Origin of the sequence: Roseibacillus persicicus, assembly GCF_014651675.1 — a bacterium.
GTDB lineage: Bacteria > Verrucomicrobiota > Verrucomicrobiia > Verrucomicrobiales > Akkermansiaceae > Roseibacillus > Roseibacillus persicicus.
In genome coordinates, this window is the sequence record NZ_BMXI01000008.1 from 195,369 (window position 1) to 216,593 (window position 21,225).

A 21,225-nucleotide genomic window follows, 5' to 3' on the forward strand; every position below is an offset into this window, starting at 1 on the left:
GGGTCCTAGATAGCGAACCCCAATCGATAAGAAAGGAACCAATCCAATGAAGAAATTACTCGCTACAATCGCCGCCGCCATAGTCGGATTCATCGCCACTCCCAACACCGCCGAAGCAGGAGTTCATATCAGCTTCGGGTCAGGTAGTAGTTACGTAAGTGGACGTGCCAGTTGTGGATGCCCCATCTACACCAAGCGGGTGGTGCGTGGCTACGATTGCTATCGCCGACCCATCTACAGCTATGTCCGGGTCCCCTTCAATTGCAACTGTCGTTCGCATCGGGCCCCTGTTGTTCGTCATGGCTATTCCAGCCGTTGCGTGACCCCTCCCCGGCACGTAGCTCCCCATCGCGGACACCATCACCGCAACCACGGGAGCCATGGCCGGAGCAACAGCCGTGCATCCCATGATCGTGGTCGCTACCATCGCGGCCGATAGAGGTCCGTGGGCCGGAAGTGAAGTGGCCGAATGAACTTCGAAAGGGACTCCGCGTGGAGTCCCTTTTCTTTTTACCCAAGAGTTTTTGGCAAAGAAGGTCCCTTGAGTTCCGTTCATAAGGTATATGATACGTGCCACCCTGTTACTGTTTCTCGTTTCTCTGGTTTCGCTTCGGGCCAATTCCACGGACGAGGTGATCCTCTCGGTGCAACGTTGTATTGAGCAGGGGGAGTCTTTTGGAGAAGTAGAGGAGACTTTGGAAGATCTCTCCATCGCGGATTTGAAGAGCCTCTCCGCCACTTTCGAGAAAGCGTGGCTGGGCTTGGAGAAAGACTACTTGCAAAGCTATTCCAACTTCGTGAGCTCCCGCTTCAAGGGACCGGCCCGCACGGAGAATATGAAGCGGGTGCGCGAACTGCGGAAGAACTTCCATGCTGTCCGCCAACTGGGGGAGGGGCCGATGAAGGCGAAATTGAAGGAAGTCTCCATGCCGGCGATGAAGGAGTTGCGCGCCATCCTGATGCCCGAGTCCAAGGACCTCCTCCCCGAAGCGCCGGATGAATTGAAGGAAAAGCATCGTCTGGTGCATGGCCTTGCTGAATTCCGCGATCTTCTGCAGGAATACGCGGTCTCGGTGGGGGCTGATGACACCCCCGGAACGCTGAAGGCCGCCGAACAAGCCATCGTAGCCAAGTATCAGGACCTCGATCGCAAGGGTTTGAGAATCATCGAAGACAATGACAAAATCGCTGCCAAGGCCGACCTCCCCGAGGCTGAGCGTCGTGGTATCCGCGAGTTGAATGAGATGCGTTTGCTCATCGAACAGAACGCCCTCGAAATCGATCCCAAGCTCTGCGATGCCGCGCGTGGCCATTCCCAGGATATGGCGGAGAAAGGATTCTTCGCCCACGACTCACCAGTTCCCGGCAAGAAGACACCCTCCGACCGGGCGCGCGCGGCAGGAACTACCGGCGGGGGGGAAAACATCTACATGGGCTCGCCCCAGCCCGAAGCCGCGAACAAGGGCTGGTTTTTCTCCCCCGGTCACCACAAGAACATGTTCTCGCCCGGCTACCGTCGAGTGGGCTTGGGTCAGTTCAACCGTCACTGGACCCAAATGTTTGGCGGTTAAATCGACTCTAAAGGCTTGAGATTCCTTCTCAGCGGACGAAGCTTCCCCCTCCCTGATTCACCATGACTATGAAAACTGCTTTTTCCGCCCTTTGTCTCTGCGTTCTGCCATTGGCCTCCCCATTGGTCGCTCAAGAGAAAGCTCCGGCCGTCTTCGCGGATTATCTGCAGCCCAATGTGGCCGTGAAGGGCGAGGTTGTCGCGGTGATTCCGCCTGACGAAATTCAGACCTATATCGACAAGGTGGATGAGGTCCGCAAAAAGGACCCCGAGTGGTTCGCGGAATACTCGAAGAACGCCAAACCCGGTATCCCGCTGCCATACAATGAAAAGCTGGGCCTCACCAAGGCCGAGTATGAAGAGTATCTGAAGCTCTGGGATCAGCGAAAAATGGAGCCCCTTCCCCAAGGTGAGCTGATCGTGCGCTTGGAGCCCGCCTCTGATGATCGCTGGCGTATTCGGGTGACCGGAGCCGGCTCCGACATCACCACCATGTTCTACGATCCCAAGTCCGACACCTACACCACCACCAGTGGCGTGATGAAGCGCATCGAGGACATCAAGGCCGACAAGCGCAGCATTCTCGGTGAGTGGACTGGCAAGGAATGGAAGATGGAGCTCAACGATGGCTTCGGCATCACCAAAGAGAATCTCGCCATTGGCAAGTTGGCCGATGGCAGCTACGGCCTGCTGGTCTATCGCTTGCAGGAGGTTTCGAGTGCGGGAACCCGTCTTTTCGATAAAAGCATGGTGATTCGCTTTGCCATCAAGCGGGACTAGCAGCGGATCCGAGTAAGAACTTTGTGAGTAGAGAGAAGTCGCAGCCGCTCCTCCGGTGGCTCGTTCGAGGGATCCTCGCCGGGCTTCTCCTCATCGTGCTTCTCTTCGCCGCTTCCAACATTTTCCTCGCCACACCGCCGGGGCGAAAATTTCTCCAGAGCAACCTCGAGCGCCGCAGCGGAATTCGTTGGCAGGTTTCCGGGGCCAGTTGGTCGCCGTGGAATGGGGTGACGGTCAAGAATTTGGCCGGGCATTTGAAGTTGCCCCCGGATGCTCAAGCCCAGCCTCTCCCGCCCCTGCTGGCTCTGAAGGAAGCGAGGTTGAAGCCTTATTGGAAGGATCTCCTCCGAGGGAAAAAGCTCTTTCGCGAAGCCAATCTGGTGGGCCCCGAGCTCAACGTGCCGGTCGAACTTCTCTTCGTGGTGCAGCCCACCACCCCGGCCCCGCCGGTGCAACCAGCGCCGGTCGAACAGCCGAAGCCGCCGGAGCAGACTGGAAAGCCCAAGCCCACCAAGCCCCGGCCCAAGCCTTCTCCGACCCAGAAGCCAAAACCGGTCCCGCCTCCCAAACCCCCGTTGCGGGAACCCGATGAAAAGCGTTTCTGGTTGCGGGTGCGCGATGCCAAGGTGCGTTTTTATTCTCTGAAGATCGGGCAGTCTCTCGAGGTCAAGGGATTGAACCTCGATTTGCCTCTGGCGGGTCCGGCAACGAATGGCTCAATCGCTTGGAAAGAGGTGGCTCTGGCAGGGCAGTCTGTCGCCGGTGCGCACACCTTGCCTATCGAATGGAAAAGACCTGTCTGGAAGCTGGCGAACCAAGATTTGGCGCTGACCTTGCCTTCGTATGTCGATCCGGGAGGTAAAGGCCTTCCCTTCACCGTGCGAGTGGGTGGGGCCTTTGCCCCCCGTGGGGGAAAGAAGGACTTCCGGTTCAATGCTTCACTGTCCTCACAGGCGATACCGGATTACCTTCTCCACCAGAATTCCCAGTTCCACCTCCGGTGTCCAGAGGTGGCGGCCACCCTTTCGGCCTCCGGTCGATTGACCAACCCGGATAGCTGGATCGCGGACTGCAATCTAGGCGCGCGGGAGGTGGAGGTTTACTCCGAGTTGCGCGGGCAGCATCTCGTCTTTGATACCGCACACGCCCGGATGGGCTTGCGCCGGATGACCCTCATAGCTCCTGACCTATCCTTGCGATCGGAGCGCCTCTCGCTCATGGGCAATGGGCAGTTCCATCTGGGAGGATATGTTTTAGCGGTGATGCGGATTGTTGCCGATCCCGAGCTCGCGGATCGCCTCACCCGCGTTGCGATTGGCAGCTTCGTCAGCGGGGGATGGACCCGCCGCTGGTTTCAACCGTTGGAAACTCCCGACCGCTTGTATCGGGACCTTCACTTTGAAGGCTTTGCGCCCAATGTGGCGGTCAATACCGGTCGCAAGGGAGAATTCATTCCATTGCCGACCATCGTGCAGCATCTACAGAACTTCACCGCGCGCGAGGTCGCTGAAGAACTTCCCGCCCGAGCCCCAGAAGAAATCGAAACACCATGAGAATCATAGCCGGAACCCATCGCGGAACCCGATTGAAAGAGCCCGCAAACGTCACCCGACCCACCTCAGATCGAGTGCGGGAAGCTATCTTCAATGTCCTACGGCACGTCGTTCCCGAGGCCAAAGTTCTGGACCTTTTTGCCGGAACGGGAGCGCTGGGGTTGGAGGCTCTATCGCGTGGTTCGAAGAGCTGCACCTTCGTGGAAATGGATGCCCAGGCGCTGCGTTGCCTTCGCGATAATCTTGCCCACACCAAGTTTCCGGAGGGGAGAATCGTGGAAAGCGATGTCTTTCGTTTTCTGGAAAAGTTTCGTGACCCGCAGCCCTACGACCTCATTTTTGCCGACCCTCCTTATTTCCGCAATGGCTCCGCGGACTTGGCGGGCTCTCTTCTCAGCGAGCCTTTACCCTTGGCTCACGAAGGGATTCTGGTTTTGGAGGTGGAGTCCGAGCGGGCGACTCCCGAGGACTTGCCCTATCTTAACCTCGTGAAGCGTAAGGATTACGGTAAGACTTCGATCCTTTATTTCGAGTATCAACAGCCTGCTTAAGCATCCTGCAACGATCCTCCGCAACGGCGCTCGTCCAGTGCTGTTCCGAAACGACTAGGCGAGGTTAGGCGAGGACGCGTTTCACCGCCTCGGTTACAGTCTCCACCGACAGTTCATTGAGGCAGCGGTGGTCGAGAGGGCACTTTGCGAGGTGGCAAGGCGAGCACTCTGCGTAGGTGGTGAGAACTTCGTGGATTTTTCCCAACGGACGGTGTGTCCGGGGGCTGTGTGGTCCCATCAGGGTCACGGTCGGCACTCCCAAATGGGCGGCGAGGTTGACCAAACTTCCGTTCGAGCCCACCACGGTGGAGAAGGTGGGCAGGAGTTCCAGCAGGTTGTCCAAACCAAGGTCTCCAGCGGATGAATTTCGTTTAGGCTCTTTGTCTTGTTCGCTCCCCAATGATTTGGCCAGGAGATCAGCGGCGGGACTTTTTCCTGGCAAGGATAGGAGGTAGAACTCGGGTTTCAGGCTTTCCGTTAGGGATTGGGTGAGCTCTAGAAAAGATGCCGTCGGCCATTCGGCGGCTGGTCCCAAGTCCGAGTCCGGAGCGAGTGCGATACGCGGGGTGGAAGGTCGTCGGGGAAGAGGGGGAGGCGCAAAGTTCTCGGCCTGATGGGGATCACACTCCAGTTCCTCGGCCAATTTCAAGTAGCGGGTCACCCGGTGGGGGAGGGGACCGTGGTCCATGGTGATCGTGATCGGGTCGGTGAGAAGCTTGTCCAAACCCGGCACGGCGAAACCAATCCGTTGGGGCACGCCAAGTCGGGAGAGGGCCCGCGCGGCCCGCGAGTCCTCGAGAATCAGCGCTGAATGATAGGTGCCTCCCGCGAAACGCTCTGCCAGCTTTTGCGGCGAGGCGGAATCGTCGTAGGACAGGACTTGCTGAAAGTGCACGGACCAAAAGGAAACCGCCGATTTCGGACAAAGGACGACCGGCGTCAGATCAGGGCGAGCGCGCCGGATAGCCCGGAAGGCGGGCGTCGCCAGACAGGCCTCGGTGATATCCACGGGGGCAACCAGAGCTAGGGACGGTCCATTGATTTTCACGCGTTCAGGCACTGGTTAGACCCTTGGTGAAAGAGCGGTTGGAATCAAGAGGGAACCCCCGGCAACAGGGGCAGAAAATGGTCCGGCTGGTGAAAATCCGGCTCCGCTCCCGGTAGTTTTGCCAGACTGTGAAACGTTTGACGGGGAGAATTCAGGATAAAGGTCACGTTGAAACGCAAGCCCCCGATGTCGGAGAACAGTGAGTCGGGAAGGAGAATGGAGGCTTCCCAGGAATCTGCCCCGAGCTTGCTCTCGGTCACGACTTCTTGAAAGTCCGGCTGCTCGGACTCGGCCTGCCGCACTTTGCCAAACCAACGAGCCCACCAGGCTCCGTTGGGTGCCAGATTGATCTCCAGGTAACGACCGCTGGGCTCAAGGAAGAAGATCTCGGCCACGTCATATCGCCAGAGCTCGGGAACGAATTCGCCCGGTGATGACTGGGGGGCGGAGAGGGCGGGCGCCTGCCGGGAGGCAGTCAGCCGAAAGCCCTCGGGGCCATGTTGCAGACAGTAAGATGCTGGAGGGGAAAGAGCTTTTCCGTACCAGTCGCTATCGATTGTTTCGGCCTGAGGCAAGTGCATGGGCTCCAAAGTAGGAAATGATGACGAAAATGGAGTGACTTTTTTACTAAAATGCCGAAAAAAGGATGTTCAATCGAAAGAAGGTGTCCTAAAGTCCGTTAAGGAAAGTGTATTAAATAGTGAAACTCAAGCCAATCGAATATATCGGGCCGACCCCGACTGTCAAGAAGCCTCGAAGCTCGGCCGGAGGTTGGCTCTTGATTGGATTTGCTGCCGTCCTCGCTTTTTTTCTGGCCCGGCCGTTCGTGCAGCTGGTTCAGGCTCAACAGAGTGAGCCCAATGCGACCACTTTGGAGGCTGCCGGCAAGCAGCTTGATGAACTTGGAACCTTTGGTGCCAAGTTGGCCAAGGCTGCCTTGCAACGCACCGAGTCCCAGGTGGTCTATGACTTGACCTACCGGGTGATTGATTTTCCCAATGGCGACATCCCAGCCGACCGTGGCAAGGCAGAAGATGTCATCGTCCGCGCCTACCGCACTCTGGGAACAGATCTCCAGCTTCTCATCAACGACGACATGTCGGAGCACTTTCGCGAGTATCCCCGTTACTGGGGTTTGAGCGAGCCCGATCCCAATGTCGACCACCGGCGCACACCAAATTTGCAGCGCTTTTTCGTTCGTCACGGCGAGTCTCTCGTTACCAGCAACTCTTCAGACGATTACGAATTTGGTGACATCGTGGTCTGGCACTTGCCCGAGCAGTTGCCTCAGCGCGCTGGTCATATCGGAATCATCGTCCCCGGCCCCGGCAAGCTTTCGGAGGAGAAGTGGGTCGTCCACAACAACGGTTCTGGCCCTCGCTGGGAGAATGAACTCTTCTCGTATCCTATCATCGGCCACTACCGCTACGTGCCGGAGAACCTCCTTGTTGAAGTGGAAACGGACGCTCTAGCGCCCGTGCAATAAGGAAAAACCGCTCTTCCTAGCTCGTTGGAGAGCTCACTGGAGCAGAAGCTTCAGGCTGGGGAATCTTCAATGGATTCCATGAGAGGTGCGGACTGCTTGTCTCCCTCTGTTTGCTTTGCGTGCCCGACTTAGGTTCACCCGTTTGTCCTGTTGCGACGGGCCATCGGAATTTCTAACAGAATCTAACAGCCTCTATCCCTCGCCACTGCACGATTTGGGAATGGTTCGAAAAACACGAAAAGTGTGAGTTGGCAAGCAGAATTCTATATGACACAAGACTTCGCGCATCACTACTTTAGCTTTGCCAAGTATCCAAAAACCGCTCAAAACGTGGTCGCTATGAACAAAGCAGAACTTATTGAAGCAGTCCAAAAGGGTATGGGAGCAGACACCACCAAGCGTGCAGCCGAAGAGGCAGTCGCGTCTGTGCTCGACGCAATTGCGAAGGGTGTGAAGAAAGACAAGAAGGTCCAAATCATCGGATTCGGCACTTTCGAGGTCAAGAAGCGCGCCGCCCGTATGGGACGTAACCCCAAGACTGGAGAAGCGATGAAGATCAAAGCTTCCAAGTCTGTTGGCTTCAAGCCTTCCTCGACTCTGAAAGCTTCTCTCTAATCGAGGATCAACTTTCATTTCATATTCCCGGTGAGGCCTTGGCTTCATCGGGTTTTTTTGTTTGCGGGATGGGGGTGAAGTAGACGAAGTAGGGTCGTGCGCCTATTAGCCCAACTTGGAGATTCATTCTTCGCCTTTCTTCGATACTTGGGCGAGTTGGCCTTTCTGGCGAGAGATGTGGGAGAATCGTTGCTCAGGGGGAATCGCCGTTGGCCCCAGCTCTTTCGCCAAATCGCGGAGATCGGATACCGCTCGCAGCCCGTCGTGATTATCACCGGCGGCTTCACCGGTGCGGTCTTGGCGGCTCAGGCGCTTTTTCAGTTTCAATTGGTCGGGATGGAGACCCTGGCGGGCGGCTTGGTCAGCGCGGCCATGCTGCGGGAGCTCGGCCCGACCATCACCGGTCTCATGCTGGCCGGTCGGGTCGGATCTTCCATGGCAGCAGAAATCGGAACCATGAAGGTGACCGAGCAAATCGACGCCCTTCGTTCTATGGCCGTCCATCCCATCGACTACCTGGTGACGCCGCGGTTCCTCGCGATGGTGATCTCCATCCCCATCCTTCTCGCCGAGTCCGTGGTTTGTGGGATTTTTGCCTCCTACCTCGTGGGCGTGCCCTTGTTCAATGTGGAAGACGCCATCTGGTGGGAGAACGTGCGCAAGTATTCGTCCCTCGATGATGTGAAGATCGCTCTCATCAAGGGAACGGTCTTTGGTTTCCTGATCGTCGTCATCTCCTGCCATCAAGGGCTCAAGGCCTCCAACGGGGCGGTGGGCGTTGGGCGGGGGACCACCAACGCGATGGTTTTTTCCTCCCTCGCCATCCTCATCGCCAACTTCTTGCTCTCGATGTTGATGCAAATGATCTACCCCACCGGGTTTGTGAACACCTAGCAGCCTCCGTTTGACGAACAGGCAATCGAGGAATAAGGTTCGCCTTAGTAGCCTCCTATCATTATGACCACTCGAACTCTCATCACCTCACTAGCCCTTGGATTGACTGTCGCCATGGGTGGACTTGCCCTTAGTCAGCAGGCAAAAGGGGATAAGCAGGTGATGGAGGTCGTTACTGAGAAACCGGAAGAGCCAACTCAAAAAGTCGTGAAATCTGAAGAAGAATGGAAAAAGGAGCTCACTCCCGAGCAATATCGAGTTTTGCGTGAGTCGGGAACAGACCGCGCATTCGGTCAAGTTTACAAAGAGTTCAAGGAGCAGGGCGAGGGCACTTACATTTGCGTGGGTTGCAACACCGAACTCTTCACCTCCGAAGGCAAGTTCGACGCCCACTGTGGCTGGCCCTCGTTCTACGACCCGGCCAAGAACGAGAACGTCAAGACCGTGCCCGATGTTAGCGGAGGCATGATTCGCACCGAGGTGCGCTGCGCCAATTGCGATGGCCACCTGGGTCACCTGTTTGAAGGGGAAGGTTTCGACACCCCGACCGACCAGCGCTACTGCATCAATGGTTCCGTTCTCCGCTTCGTCCCGAAAAAGGACAAGGCCGACGAAAAGGCGGCGGCTGCCGATGAAAAGGCTGAGACTGAGAAAAAAGAGAAGTAGCCCACGATAACCTCGTCTGTTTCTACGAAAAGCGGGATCTCGAAAAGACCCGTTCACTTTTCAACTCAGGCGGGCGGTTGGCGCGAGCTGTCCGCCAAGAAGCTTCCCAAGATGAACTTTTCACCACTTTTCATGCCCTATCCTTGGTCCCTCAAGGAAAACTCCACATCTCGATAAAATCCCCGCCAAGTCCCGAGTTTGGGACTTTGTGAAAAATTTCACAAAGTGTCTTGACCCAAGTTTCGAACCCTCCTATTCGAATCTTAGTCGGCACCGCAACACTGTGAATTTTTCAAACACTTTCTCCCGTATTCTCCTGACTCTGATCGGTTTCCTCGCCTCGGGTAGTGCTCTCATGGCTGCTGGTGGCGGTCACGAGGGTGGTCATCACAAAATGCCCCTCAACGCGGAGCAATTGTTTGGTCCCGTTTCGAACTCCATCCTCATGTGCTGGATTTCCGTTGGTCTCATCGTTCTTTTCTGCAAAGCCGCGACCAAGGACATGAAATTGGTTCCCGCCGGCTTCCAAAACTTTGCCGAGTGGGTCATCGAAAGTCTCTACGACTTCTTTGGCAATATTCTCGGTGAGCACCTCATCAAGCGCACCTTCTGGTTCTTCGGTTCAGTCTTCGTTTTCATCCTGGTCAACAACTACATGGGCCTGTTCCCGGGAGTCGGCACCGTTGGTCTCTATGGCTCTGGGGAAAACCTCAAGGAGCCCATCTTCCGTCCATTCTTCCGGGGTGCAAACGCCGACCTCAACCTGACCGCGGCCATGGCCTTCACCTTCGCCATCCTTTGGTTCTACTGGGCCATCACTGAGAACGGGGTGAAAGGCTTCTTCGAGCACATCTTCGCTCCCAAGGGTGACTTCAAAGGCATCATGATGCTCATGATGATTCCCATCTTCCTCTTCGTGGGGGTCTTGGAAATGATTTCCATCGCGATTCGTCCGGTGGCACTGAGTTTCCGTCTCTTCGGTAACATCTACGGAGGTGAGCAGACTCTGGAGTCTCTCATGGCACTCGTTCCGCATCCCGCGCTTCACTTCCTGCCGGCTCTTCCTTTCTACTTTGTTGAGCTCCTCGTGGGCCTTATTCAGGCTCTCGTCTTCACCCTCCTGTGTGCGATTTTCCTCCGCCTCATCTGCGACCACTCGCACGGTGACGACCACGAAGAAGCTCACTAAGAAAACTTTCGGCGCTTGACCATGGCAAGACTGTGGGAGCGTTGTTCAACCAACAAAAACAGATACTAATATGACAATCGAAATGCTCCCATTGATGCTCGCTGCATTCGAGGCCAACAAATTCTTTGTTGCAGGTCTCGCCGCTGTCGGTGCTGGACTCGGAATCGGCCTCCTCGGCTCCAAGGCTGCTGAAGCCACTGGACGCAACCCTGGTGCAGCTACTCCTATCCTCGTTCTTTCCATTATTTTGGCCGCTCTTATTGAGGGTGTCTTCATTCTTTCTGCCTTCGCAGTCTAAATGATTTTACAAAGTCCGCCGGACCTCGTGTCCGGCGGCAATTTTTTCACTAAACTACCACGATGAACCTCCTACTAGCCGCTGCCGAAGTTGAACCCGGAGTATGGGAAAACCTGACCAAAACCTTTGGTCTCAAGCTTCCTTTCTTCGTGGCCCAAGTGATTAACTTTTTCCTGGTGATCTTCGTCCTCAAGAAGTTCGCCTTCGGTCCCATCCAGACCATGCTTGAAGAGCGCAAAACTCGCATCGCTGATGGCGAAGAGAAGCTCAAGCAAATCGAGCAGCAGCTCGCGGATAGTGAGAAGCACACTGCCGAGGCCATCGCCCAGGCGAATGCCGATGCCCAGCGCATGATTGACGAAGCCCGCGAAAGCGCGAGCAAGTTGAGCGAGCAAGAGGCGCAGAAGGCGATTGCTTCCGCGAAGAGCATTTTGGCCAAAGCCGAGGAGGCAGCCAAAGCCGAGCGCGCCCAAATGGTGAACGAGCTGAAGGCCGAATTCGGCAAGCTGGTGACCACCGCGACTTCCCAAGTGGCTGGCAAAGTCCTGACCGATGACGACCAGCGTCGTATCAACGAAGAGTCCATGGCGACCCTTCCCAACTAATTTCCTTTCCTTCTTTCCGAACCGAACGCGATGAAGATTTCCAAATCCGCCCAGACTGCCGCCCGGAGAATTTTCCGGCTTTGCTCTCCCGAGGGACACCTCGATGAGCAGCGTATGCGCTCGGTGATTGCGAAGATCGTCGCGGACAAGCCGCGTGACTATCGTGGTATTCTCGCGGGTCTTTCCCGTCTCGTCCGTCGCGAAGAAGATGGCAAGCGGGTAGTGGTGGAAAGCGCTCGCTTCCTCGACCCCGCCACCGAACAGCGCGTGCGCGACTCCCTGACCAATCAATATGGACAGGGCCTCAATTTTGAATTCCGGACCAACCCCGACCTGATGGGCGGGATGAAGATCCGGGTCGGCGATGACGTCATCGATGGTTCGGTGGCCGCCCGCATCAAACGCCTCGAAACGGCATTTCAGTAAACACAATCTCCAAATAACAAACCGATGAGCAGCATTCTCCAAGAACTCGAATCGCACATTTCCCAAGTTTCGGCCGGGGTCGAAAAAACCAACGTCGGCGTCGTCCGCGAAACTGGTGACGGGGTTGCAAAAGTTGAAGGTCTCAGCGACGTGATGCTGAACGAAGCCATCGAATTCCCCGGTGGCGTGACCGGTCTCGCCATGAACCTTGAGGAAGGTGAAGTCGGGGTTGTTCTCCTCGGTGACTACGCCAAGGTGACTGAAGGCATGGAGTGTAAGACTACTGGCAAACTCCTCTCCGTTCCCGTCGGTGAAGCTTGTCTCGGCCGCGTGGTGAACGCTCTCGGTGCACCCATCGATGGCAAAGGCCCAATCGACGCTGCTGCTGAATACCCTCTCGAAAAGATTGCTCCCGGCATCATTAAGCGGAAGTCCGTTTCCGTTCCCGTCCAGACCGGTATCATGTCCATCGACGCCATGATTCCAATTGGTCGCGGTCAGCGTGAGCTCATCATTGGTGACCGTTCCACTGGTAAGACCACCATCGCCGTGGACACCATCATTTCCCAGGCTCAGCAGAACAAAGCTGCCGAGCGCGGTGAGTTGAAGGACTTCAAGCCTCTTCACTGTATCTACGTTGCGATTGGCCAGAAGCTCTCCAACGTTTCCCGCATCGCCAAGACTCTCGAAGACGCGGGTGCGATGGAATACACCACTATCGTTTCCGCTTCCGCATCCGACCCTGCTGCGATGCAGTTCCTTGCTCCTTACGCCGGTTGTTCCATCGCGGAATACCTCATGGACCAGGGGAAAGACTGCCTCATCGTTTTCGATGACCTTTCCAAGCACGCGGTTGCCTATCGTCAGGTTTCCCTCATTCTTCGCCGTCCTTCCGGTCGTGAGGCCTATCCTGGTGACGTTTTCTACCTGCACAGCCGCCTTCTTGAGCGCTCTGCCCGTCTTTCCGAAAACGCAGGTGGTGGTTCTTTGACCGCACTGCCCATCATTGAGACGCAGGCTGGTGACGTATCGGCTTACATTCCAACCAACGTGATTTCCATCACCGACGGACAGATTTTCCTCGAGACCGACTTGTTCTACCAAGGTATTCGCCCTGCGATTTCCGTTGGTCTCTCCGTATCCCGAGTGGGTTCCGCTGCACAGACCAAGACCATTAAGTCGGTCGCGGGAACTGTGAAGCTCGACCTCGCCCAGTATCGCGAACTTCAGGCCTTTGCCCAGTTCGGTTCCGACCTCGATGCCGGCACCAAGGCCAAGCTCGAGCGTGGTGGACGGATTGTGGAACTCTTCAAGCAGAACCAATACACCCCGCTCTCCATCGAGATGGAGTGTATCTATCTCTTCGCGATGCAGAACGGTTACTTCGATGACGTCGAAGTCGAGCGCATCAAGGAGTGCCAGAACGCGATGGGTGAATTCTTCACCACTCGCAAGGCCGACGTTCTCGCCGAAATCCGGAACGAGAAGCCTGACCTCAAGAAGAACAAAGAGGCCAAGGAAAAAGTCGACCAGGCAATGAAGGACTTCAAGTCCACTTGGAAGTAGAGCTTTAACGGTTGCGGAGAGTTGCCAGGCAACTTTCCCAACCACCCGATTACCCCAACCCATTTAAAAAACAGTGGCCAACCTTCGTGACATCCGCCGACGCATCAAGTCGGTCAAAAACACCGCACAAATCACCCGCGCAATGCAGCTGGTGGCTGCGGCCAAGATGAAGAAGGCGCAGGACCAGGCTCTTGCCGGTCGTGACTACGCCGATCTTCTCAATCAGGTTCTGGTAAACTTGAAGGAGAACGTCGATGAGGAAGCACACGCCCTCCTCGAAAAGCGCGACGGCGGCAAGGAATTGGTCCTGGTCATTTCCACTGACAAGGGTCTTTGCGGAGCGCTCAATACGAACCTCCTCAAGAAAGTTCGTTCCCAGACCTCATCCGATGCCGAGTATGTCACCGTTGGGCGCAAGCTCCGCGAGCAGTTGGCGAAATCGGGTGGCGAACTCGTCGCTGACTTCGAAGTCGCGGACCCCGCTCCCTTCGTGGAAGCCCGTCCCATTGCGACCCTCCTCACCAAGCTCTTCTTGGAAGGCAAGTATGGGAAGATTTCCGTCGCTTTCACCAACTTCGTCACCACCCTTAATCAGGAACCAACGGTTGTGCAACTGCTGCCAATCGATGCGGATACCGTGGGTGAGAAGCAGGACTACGAAGGAGTTGGCAATGAAGTCAAGGAGACCGACCACGCTGCCGCCTTGGGTAAGGATTACCTCTTCGAGCCTTCCTCGGAAGATGTTCTCGATACTCTTCTTCCCCTCTACATCAATTTCCAAGTCTATCAGATGATCATCGAATCGCGTGCTTCCGAGCACTCCGCGCGGATGGTTGCCATGAAAGCGGCGACCGACAACGCGAAGAAGATGACCAAGGAGCTGACCCTCCAATACAACAAAGCACGCCAAGCCGCGATTACCGCCGAGCTTCTCGAGATCACTACCGCCATGAAGGCCATGGAGTGATCATTGACTTCGCCTTCTAAAATCCCAACTACCTCTAAAGGATAACACAAACCTCTCTCCAACCATGAGCAACCAAGGAACCATCGTCCAGGTCATCGGCGCCGTCGTTGACGCCGACTTCTCAAAGGCTAGCAAGCTGCCTGAAATTAACAACGCCCTCGAGGTGCAGTTCCAGCCAGCAGGCGTGGACACCACTTTGACATTGGAAGTTCAGCAGCACCTCGGTGACGGCTGGGTCCGGGCAGTTGCCATGAGCGCAACTGACGGCTTGAAGCGCGGCATGACTTTGTCTGACACCGGCAAGCCCATCGCGGTTCCTGTTGGTAAGCAAGTACTGGGACGTATCTTCAACGTGACCGGCGACCTGGTGGACGAGAACGTTCCTCTTCCCGAGCCTGACACCAAGTCTCCCATTCACCGTCCGGCTCCCGAGCTGACAGACCAGTCCGCTACCACGGAAGTTCTTCCTACCGGTATCAAAGTCATCGACCTCATCTGCCCACTGCTCAAGGGTGGTAAGGGCGGTATGTTCGGTGGTGCGGGTGTTGGTAAGACCGTTGTCATCATGGAGCTCATCAACAACATTGCGAAAGCACACGGTGGTTACTCCGTTTTCGCAGGTGTGGGTGAGCGGACTCGTGAGGGTAACGACCTTTACTGGGAGATGATTGAGTCTGGCGTTATCGCCACTGAAAAAGACGAAAAAGGTCACCCCAAATTGAACGCAGACGGAACTCCCGTTCTCGCGGATGGTTCCAAGGTGGCACTTTGTTATGGCCAGATGAACGAGCCTCCAGGAGCCCGTCTCCGTGTCGCTCTTTCCGCGCTTACCATGGCGGAGCACTTCCGTGACGAAGCTGGACAGGACGTTCTTCTCTTCGTTGATAACATTTTCCGTTTCTCCCAGGCCGGTTCCGAGGTATCCGCCCTTCTTGGCCGGACTCCTTCCGCGGTAGGTTACCAGCCCACTCTTTCCGAAGAGATGGCCGGACTTCAGGAGCGAATCACTTCCACCAACAAGGGTTCGATTACTTCCATTCAGGCCGTTTACGTTCCTGCGGATGACTTGACTGACCCCGCTCCCGCCAACACCTTCGCCCACTTGGACGCGACGGTTGTTCTTGAGCGTTCCCTTGCGGAGCAGGCTCTTTTCCCTGCGGTTGACCCTCTTGCTTCGACTTCGAAAGCGCTTGCGCCCGAGATTGTGGGTGAAGAGCACTACCGCGTGGCTCGGGGAGTTCAGACCGTTCTCCAGCGCTACAAGGACTTGCAGGACATCATTGCCATTCTTGGTATGGATGAGCTCTCCGACGAAGATAAGTTGAGCGTATTCCGTGCTCGTAAGATTCAGCGTTTCCTCACCCAGCCTTTCCACGTTGCGGAGATTTTCACCAACGTTCCCGGCGTTCTTTGCTCCATCGAAGACACCGTGAAAGGATTTGCCGAGATTCTGGACGGCAAGCACGACAGCGTTCCTGAAGGTAACTTCTACATGAAGGCTGGCATCGACTCCGTCGAGAAAGCGTAATTCACCCACTCACTTTTTAAGCAACAGCTATGGCCTTTCATCTCAATATCGTGACTCCCGAGCGGAAAGTATTTTCCGACGATGTCGACAATGTCTATCTGCCCGGCGCGGACGGTGAGATGGGAATTCTTTCGATGCACGCAGCTCTCGTCACCGCTATGGATGCCGGTGAACTGCGCTACTCGAAAGATGGCAAAGTTGTCGAGCTCGCGGTGGGCCACGGTTTCGCCGAGGTCACCCAAGAGAAGGTCACCGTTCTAACTGACGTCGCTTTCGAGCAGGACGAAATTGACGAGGCCAAAGTGGAAGCCGCCATGGAGCGCGCCCACAAGACCCTCGCCGAGATCGACCCTGAAGAAGCGGAAGAAGTGGCTGCCCAGCAGAAGGTGATTGCTTCGGCAATGGCTCAGCTTGCACTCAAAAAGAAGGGCCGAGGGTAGGCTACGCAGCGACCATTTGAATTTTCTGAAAAGGGGATGCGATACGTGTCCCCTTTTTCGTGGGTCAGTGTCCCAGCGAAGACCAGTTTCAGATTGTTTTTCGTTCTTGAGAGGCTTTGATCGTCTCAGGATGCGAAACATTGTTGCTGCTTTATCGATGATGGGAATGGCTGCGGAAGCAGCTTTGCCCGAGCCGACTGAACTGAGAACGGCTGCGCCCTTTACCTCAAGCGCATCCATCGAATTGATCTGGAACGATGTCTCGGAGGGCGAGAGTGGATTCGAGATCGAATATAGCGTCAATGGAGTCGATGACTGGACTGTCATCACCACGACCCTTCCAAATCAGACCCGTACCACTTTCACCGGTGGTGGAGGGACTCTCTACTTTCGGATTCGCAGCCTCTCACCTGACGACGACCATTCGGAGTTTTCTGCGCCTGTCTCCGTCACTCTGCCAACCACGGTAGCGATGGCTGCGGGAGTCTTCGGGGGTGGTCCGGTGGGCACTCCAATCACAGTTGCTGCTCCGTCCATCTCACGTGCGCCGGATCAGACTGGCGAATTGACTTTCAGCGCGGAAGAATTGCCCGAAGGCTTGTCCATCGACTCGACCACGGGGGTGATTTCCGGAACGCCGACTCAAGTGGGAGTTTTTCGCGCGCTTCGCAAAGTGGATGACGAGAACTCGGTCGCGAGTAGCTTTGTGACTTTTCGGTTTGTCCCATCTTCCTCAGGTCCTTCTTTGCGTGATGATTTGGTTCTGGTGACTTCGCAGACCAAAACCACTTTTTCCTTCAGCGACTTGTTTGAGGACTTCGATACCGAAAGTGCGGCAAGAGTTGTTACGAATGCGGGCACGGTGGATGTGGTTCTTTATCCGCAGGCCGCACCCAATACGGTCGCCAACTTTTTGCGCTATGTTGATGATGGAGCTTACACCGATGTCATCTTTCACCGCTCGGTGGCGACGGGATTGAGTATCGTGCAAGCAGGCTTTCTCAAGCCCGATCCGGAGGGAGCCTCAGATGCCTATTCGACCTTGGACCTCTATTCGCCCATCGCCAATGAGCCGGGGCTTCCGAACTTGAGAGGGACCATTGCTCCGGCCAAGACCTCCGACCCCAATAGCGCGACCAGTCAGTGGTTCTTCAATACGATTGATAACCGCACCGCGCTGGATAGTCCGAGCAACTCGGGTGGCTTCTCGGTCTTCGGTAGGGCAAGCGACTTGACCTTGCCTGTGCTGGATGTCCTGCAGGCAAAGCCAACTGGCAACTACCCTCTTTCGATCAATGGATCAGCGACCACTCTCAATGATTGGCCGACTCTGGTAAACCCGAGTGGCTCATCCCCCGACCCCTCGACGGACCTGGTACAAATTGAATCGGTGAGTCGAATCAGCCCCGTTTCTGCAACCCTAGTCGACACCAACGGACCGATCTCAGCCAGCTTGTCGGGTGAGACTTTGGAGCTCATCGCCGGGGAAGCGGGAACCGCCACTCTCAGTTTCGACCTCGTCGACTTGGACGGGAATGAGGCCTTGGTTTCTCTCGAGGTCTCTGTCCTCGACTTTCAGTTGGAGGTAGAAGAGTCCGCTCCTGAATCAGCCCGCTTTTCCTTCGAGCATCTCAAGACGACCCCGGGCTTCCGCTATCAAGTGCAGACTTCACGCGATTTGGAATCTTGGGATTCCTTTTGGACCACAGACGACGGTTTCGAAGTGCCCGAAATCGCGGAACAAACTGATCTCGGCGACCGGTGGAAACTCTCTTTCGCCACCGTTGCGCCGAGCTCGAGTGAAGAGCCTCTTTTCTTTCGGGTCCTAGCGGAAAAAGTTCCGGACTAAAGCAGTTCGAACTCCTCGAGCACGGCCTTCAGCTGGGCGGACTTTTTCTCGTTCAAGCCCACCAGAGGCAGACGGAACTCGTCCGCGCAGTGACCCATCATCACGGCCGCGCTCTTGATGGGCACGGGGTTGGTGTCGAGGGACATGAGGGCGTTGAAGAGGGGGTAATACTTCTTCTGCATCGCGAGAGCCTCAGCATAATCGCCAGAGAGACAGGCGTTAACGAGCCGAACCATCACGTCGGGGATGATGTTGCCCGCGACTGATACCAGGCCGGTTGCGCCGCAGGACATGAAGGGAACGGTTAGCGGATCATCGCCGGAAAGAAGCTCAAAGCCTTCCGGCACGGCCTGCACCAGTTGGTTGATCCGGTCTACCGAACCACCGGCTTCTTTCAGCGAGAGAATGTTGGGGCAATCGTTGGCGAGGCGAGCAGCAGTCTCGGGTGCGATGGATACCGTTGAGCGGCCGGGCACGGAGTAGAGCATGATGGGCAGCTTGGTGGCATCGGCTACGGCCTTGTAGTGCTGGTAAAGGCCTTCCTGAGAGGGCTTGTTGTAATAAGGGCAGACCTGCAGGGAAGAATCGGCCCCCATTTCCTCGGCAGCTTTGGTCAAGTGGATGGCCTCGGCGGTCGCATTGGCTCCGGTGCCGGCGACGACTTGCATGCGACCAGCAGTGTGCTCTACGGCGACGCGAATGATTTCGAGATGCTCTTCGGTCGTGACGGTGGGGGACTCGCCGGTGGTGCCGACGGGAACGATGCCGGTCATTCCAGCTTCAGCCTGACGATCGATGAGAGCACGGAAAGCATCGTAATCGACGGTGTCATTGCGAAAGGGGGTGATGAGCGCGGTGTAGGTGCCTTCAAACATGGCGCGCTTTTGTCTCATTTTTCCGCTCTCGGCAAGTGTGCGTTCTCGGAAAGAGCTTTCTGAATCTCTCTCTCCTGCAACCTCTGGATCCAGTCGTTCGTTTGTCTCATGCGAAAGGCGATGCGCTCGGGCTCCCATTCGGGGGTCTCTTTCTGGATGCCGAGGAGGACCAGCCGGACTGCCTGAAAGTTCGCCAGACGTTGACGGTCGGTGTTTTTCTGACTTTCCACAACCCAGGAATGAGCGGCTCGATACCGGTGCTCGGGTGGCCCTTCGGGAAAGACTTTTGGCCTGATTTTCCCCTCGGGTGATTCGGGCCGGGCTGTCGAACCGAACTCGCGCTGCTTGTTCTCGCGATCACTTTGCTGGTTGAAAAAGAGAATCGCCGCACCCCCCAAAAGCAGGAGACCGATGAGGGTGGAGGGTGAGGGCTTCATAAAAACGCTTCCCTCAGACCGTTTGTGGAACAGGATTTTGTCTATCAATCGGAACTCAGGATTCCGAAGTAGGTCAAATGCAGTTCTTCGGGACCTTCGTTGCGGAGCTCATGAACTTCCTTCGGAGCGAGGGTGATGGAGGCGCCTGCCTCGAGTCGATGGACGGCGCCATCCACCTCAACCGTTAGGACCCCACTGGTCACCAAAAAGACTTCCCACATATCTTCATGACTGTGACCGGGCGCCACTTGGCCAGGTGCGAAGACCGAGCGCGCGAATTGGGTGATGTTCGGCACCTCGCCATTGCTCACAAAGACTTGTTTGCGAATGGCCACGTTGTGTGAAACCTCGCTCCAAGGAGCGTCGGCGGGACTGATTTTCACGGAGATTGAGCAGCTGGAGTGGGAACGGGGAGGGTGGTCTCGGGTGTGGGTTCCACGCTGGTGGGGAGAGGAATCACCCCCGTGCTCACCAACCAAAAGAGAAGGGCTGCGACCAGAGAAAGGACCAGAACGAGCAGGATGGTCTTGCGCTTGGGGAAGGGTCGGCGCTCTTTCTTCTTGGTCGGATCAGGGAGGTAGGACTTCTCGGGAGCCTTCTCCCGCACCGCGACTTTCGCCTCGGGGACGGGGGCGGCGATTTCCTGATCGAGTAGAAGGGCCTGCAGTCCTTCCGCATTGCTGGTCTCCTGACCTATCAGGGCGATGACGAAGGGAGCGAGTGTTCCCAGAGCGGATGCCACTTTGCCTTCGCCCAAGCCGGTCGACTTGGCCAAGGGAGCGATGTAGTCGGTGAGTTGGGGGCCGAGGAGTCGCGCCAAACCGGACTTTCCACCCTTCATCAAATCGGGACCATATTGCGCCAGGGCTTCGTTGGGTTGTTCCAGAATACTGTTGTCAGTCTGGGTGAGGAACTGGTCGATGAGGACGGCCTTGGTCGGTTCGGCGGAGGCTTTTTGAAAAATCGCCAGCAGAGCCGGCAGGGATTCGTTAATGAGTTGTGGTAGGACCGAGGAATCGATGCCAAGAAAATCAGCCATTCCCGACAAGGAGTCGGCGTTCAATTGCGAGCGTGCGGTGTCGAGGATGTTCATGAAAACAGGATGTCCGAAGAGTGAGGTCCCAGCCCCAAACTCCGCAGGAAAAGGAACACCTGTCTCCTCTGAACTCAATCAAAAAGCCCACCTCCCGTGAGGAAGGTGGGCCTGTCATGGTTTTCGGGGGAGAGGGCTTTCTGTTAGGCCGGGCGACGACGATGACCGAGTGCCAGCAGTCCGGCGAAGCCAGCGAGAAGGGCGGCACTAGGTTCGGGGATCGCGGAGAAGCTCGTTGAACCGATAGAGGAGTTGAGGTCGTTGAGTTGGATGAGGGTGTCGTCGGCTCCGACTTGCACAAAGCTACCATTGGCGTCCCAGAGACCGGCTTCGACGGCGGTGTGGGTGCGGAATTCGGCGTTTCCAACCTCGGTGGTTCCCTCGGGGGCGAATTGAATGAAGGCCGAGAGATCGTTGGCCGAGCCGAAGGATAGGCTGCCATCGAGGTCGTTATAAAGTCCAACCGAGAGGGTATTGCCCCCGAGCAGTCCTGCGAAGGGAATGTCGGTGGTATCAACGACATAGCTTTCATTACTGAGGATGGAGATGCCATTGAACTGGCTCGACGACGAGTAGACCCGCACGCTGTCGATGTCGTGCGAACAAAATCGCCAGCCCCCGAGGTCGACTGCCGAAGCTCCCGTGTTGGTCAGGGTGATGGTGTTGTTCACGAGATCGATTTGGGAAAAGACGATGGCTCCGTGAGCGAGAGTTCCCGAAGCGAGGAGGGAGACGATGGCGAGGTGGTTTCGTGTGATTTTCATTTTTGATACGGTTGGTTGAGCGGGG

At 56.3% G+C, this 21,225-nt stretch carries 25 protein-coding genes; 18 read left to right on the plus strand and 7 right to left on the minus strand.

Annotated elements, in window-relative coordinates; genetic code table 11:
- Window positions 1-46: 46 nt before the first annotated feature.
- The 5 genes from IE099_RS10880 (at window position 47) to rsmD (ending at window position 4,454) form a co-directional block, all read left to right on the plus strand.
- Entirely contained in the window at window positions 47-439 is a 393-nt protein-coding gene (locus IE099_RS10880) for a hypothetical protein (protein WP_189569954.1), read from the plus strand.
- A gap of 124 nt (window positions 440-563) precedes the next feature.
- Window positions 564-1,571 carry a CAP domain-containing protein gene (locus tag IE099_RS10885; protein ID WP_189569955.1) on the plus strand — a complete coding sequence of 336 codons (1,008 nt, stop codon included), beginning with the start codon at window positions 564-566 and terminating at the stop codon, window positions 1,569-1,571.
- Between the two features lie 68 nt (window positions 1,572-1,639).
- Window positions 1,640-2,350: a hypothetical protein gene (locus IE099_RS10890; protein ID WP_189569956.1), complete on the plus strand. Its 711-nt coding sequence runs from the start codon at window positions 1,640-1,642 to the stop codon at window positions 2,348-2,350.
- A 23-nt stretch (window positions 2,351-2,373) separates the two neighbouring features.
- Complete coding sequence (locus IE099_RS21000; protein WP_189569957.1) at window positions 2,374-3,903, plus strand: hypothetical protein; 1,530 nt, start codon at window positions 2,374-2,376, stop codon at window positions 3,901-3,903.
- Window positions 3,900-4,454: a 16S rRNA (guanine(966)-N(2))-methyltransferase RsmD gene (gene rsmD, locus IE099_RS10900; protein ID WP_189569958.1), complete on the plus strand. Its 555-nt coding sequence runs from the start codon at window positions 3,900-3,902 to the stop codon at window positions 4,452-4,454. Before IE099_RS21000 ends, rsmD begins: the two co-directional genes overlap by 4 nt.
- A 64-nt stretch (window positions 4,455-4,518) precedes the next feature.
- On the opposite strand, the gene IE099_RS10905 is transcribed toward rsmD, so the two are convergent.
- Together IE099_RS10905 and IE099_RS10910 are read right to left on the minus strand one after the other, a co-directional pair.
- Window positions 4,519-5,502 (minus strand): glycosyltransferase family 9 protein, encoded by a 984-nt coding sequence (locus tag IE099_RS10905; RefSeq protein ID WP_194598385.1) that lies wholly within the window; start codon window positions 5,500-5,502, stop codon window positions 4,519-4,521.
- Window positions 5,503-5,546: 44 nt separating this feature from the next.
- Entirely contained in the window at window positions 5,547-6,083 is a 537-nt protein-coding gene (locus IE099_RS10910) for a DOMON domain-containing protein (RefSeq protein WP_189569960.1), read from the minus strand.
- Window positions 6,084-6,202: 119 nt separating this feature from the next.
- Here IE099_RS10910 and IE099_RS10915 point away from each other — a divergent pair, with 119 nt between their 5' ends.
- The 13 genes from IE099_RS10915 to IE099_RS10975 all read left to right on the plus strand — a co-directional run bounded on the left by IE099_RS10915 (window position 6,203) and on the right by IE099_RS10975 (window position 18,031).
- Window positions 6,203-6,988 carry a DUF1287 domain-containing protein gene (locus tag IE099_RS10915; RefSeq protein ID WP_229809481.1) on the plus strand — a complete coding sequence of 262 codons (786 nt, stop codon included), beginning with the start codon at window positions 6,203-6,205 and terminating at the stop codon, window positions 6,986-6,988.
- A 267-nt stretch (window positions 6,989-7,255) separates the two neighbouring features.
- Window positions 7,256-7,603 carry an HU family DNA-binding protein gene (locus IE099_RS10920; protein WP_411846598.1) on the plus strand — a complete coding sequence of 116 codons (348 nt, stop codon included), beginning with the start codon at window positions 7,256-7,258 and terminating at the stop codon, window positions 7,601-7,603.
- A 96-nt stretch (window positions 7,604-7,699) separates the two neighbouring features.
- Window positions 7,700-8,497, plus strand: coding sequence for an MlaE family ABC transporter permease (locus IE099_RS10925; protein ID WP_189569961.1), 798 nt, complete (start codon window positions 7,700-7,702; stop codon window positions 8,495-8,497).
- 63 nt (window positions 8,498-8,560) lie between these two features.
- On the plus strand, window positions 8,561-9,163 hold the full coding sequence (gene msrB, locus IE099_RS10930; RefSeq protein WP_229809482.1) for a peptide-methionine (R)-S-oxide reductase MsrB: 603 nt from the start codon (window positions 8,561-8,563) through the stop codon (window positions 9,161-9,163).
- Between the two features lie 283 nt (window positions 9,164-9,446).
- Entirely contained in the window at window positions 9,447-10,352 is a 906-nt protein-coding gene (gene atpB, locus IE099_RS10935) for a F0F1 ATP synthase subunit A (RefSeq protein ID WP_229809483.1), read from the plus strand.
- Window positions 10,353-10,422: 70 nt separating this feature from the next.
- A complete protein-coding gene (locus IE099_RS10940; RefSeq protein ID WP_229809484.1) occupies window positions 10,423-10,650 on the plus strand; it encodes an ATPase in 228 nt (75 codons plus the stop codon).
- 62 nt (window positions 10,651-10,712) lie between these two features.
- Window positions 10,713-11,255: a F0F1 ATP synthase subunit B gene (gene atpF, locus IE099_RS10945; protein WP_189569962.1), complete on the plus strand. Its 543-nt coding sequence runs from the start codon at window positions 10,713-10,715 to the stop codon at window positions 11,253-11,255.
- A 30-nt stretch (window positions 11,256-11,285) separates the two neighbouring features.
- Window positions 11,286-11,681 (plus strand): F0F1 ATP synthase subunit delta, encoded by a 396-nt coding sequence (locus IE099_RS10950; protein ID WP_189569963.1) that lies wholly within the window; start codon window positions 11,286-11,288, stop codon window positions 11,679-11,681.
- Between the two features lie 24 nt (window positions 11,682-11,705).
- Window positions 11,706-13,247, plus strand: coding sequence for a F0F1 ATP synthase subunit alpha (gene atpA, locus IE099_RS10955; protein ID WP_189569964.1), 1,542 nt, complete (start codon window positions 11,706-11,708; stop codon window positions 13,245-13,247).
- A 73-nt stretch (window positions 13,248-13,320) separates the two neighbouring features.
- On the plus strand, window positions 13,321-14,214 hold the full coding sequence (gene atpG, locus IE099_RS10960; protein WP_189569965.1) for an ATP synthase F1 subunit gamma: 894 nt from the start codon (window positions 13,321-13,323) through the stop codon (window positions 14,212-14,214).
- A gap of 64 nt (window positions 14,215-14,278) precedes the next feature.
- Complete coding sequence (gene atpD / locus IE099_RS10965; RefSeq protein ID WP_189569966.1) at window positions 14,279-15,742, plus strand: F0F1 ATP synthase subunit beta; 1,464 nt, start codon at window positions 14,279-14,281, stop codon at window positions 15,740-15,742.
- A 29-nt stretch (window positions 15,743-15,771) separates the two neighbouring features.
- A complete protein-coding gene (gene atpC / locus IE099_RS10970) occupies window positions 15,772-16,182 on the plus strand; it encodes an ATP synthase F1 subunit epsilon (RefSeq protein WP_189569967.1) in 411 nt (136 codons plus the stop codon).
- Window positions 16,183-16,312: 130 nt separating this feature from the next.
- Entirely contained in the window at window positions 16,313-18,031 is a 1,719-nt protein-coding gene (locus tag IE099_RS10975) for a peptidylprolyl isomerase (RefSeq protein WP_189569968.1), read from the plus strand.
- Here IE099_RS10975 and dapA read toward each other — a convergent pair.
- The 5 genes from dapA to IE099_RS11000 form a co-directional block, all read right to left on the minus strand.
- Window positions 18,028-18,924: a 4-hydroxy-tetrahydrodipicolinate synthase gene (gene dapA, locus IE099_RS10980; protein WP_229809485.1), complete on the minus strand. Its 897-nt coding sequence runs from the start codon at window positions 18,922-18,924 to the stop codon at window positions 18,028-18,030. The genes IE099_RS10975 and dapA overlap by 4 nt on opposite strands.
- Window positions 18,921-19,343 carry a hypothetical protein gene (locus IE099_RS10985; protein ID WP_189569969.1) on the minus strand — a complete coding sequence of 141 codons (423 nt, stop codon included), beginning with the start codon at window positions 19,341-19,343 and terminating at the stop codon, window positions 18,921-18,923. The genes dapA and IE099_RS10985 overlap by 4 nt, the downstream gene beginning before the upstream one ends.
- Window positions 19,344-19,387: 44 nt before the next feature.
- Window positions 19,388-19,726, minus strand: a complete 339-nt coding sequence (locus IE099_RS10990; protein ID WP_189569970.1) for a cupin domain-containing protein — start codon at window positions 19,724-19,726, stop codon at window positions 19,388-19,390.
- A complete protein-coding gene (locus tag IE099_RS10995; protein WP_189569971.1) occupies window positions 19,723-20,436 on the minus strand; it encodes a DUF937 domain-containing protein in 714 nt (237 codons plus the stop codon). The genes IE099_RS10990 and IE099_RS10995 overlap by 4 nt, the downstream gene beginning before the upstream one ends.
- A gap of 143 nt (window positions 20,437-20,579) precedes the next feature.
- On the minus strand, window positions 20,580-21,200 hold the full coding sequence (locus tag IE099_RS11000) for a hypothetical protein (RefSeq protein WP_189569972.1): 621 nt from the start codon (window positions 21,198-21,200) through the stop codon (window positions 20,580-20,582).
- Window positions 21,201-21,225: the final 25 nt, after the last annotated feature.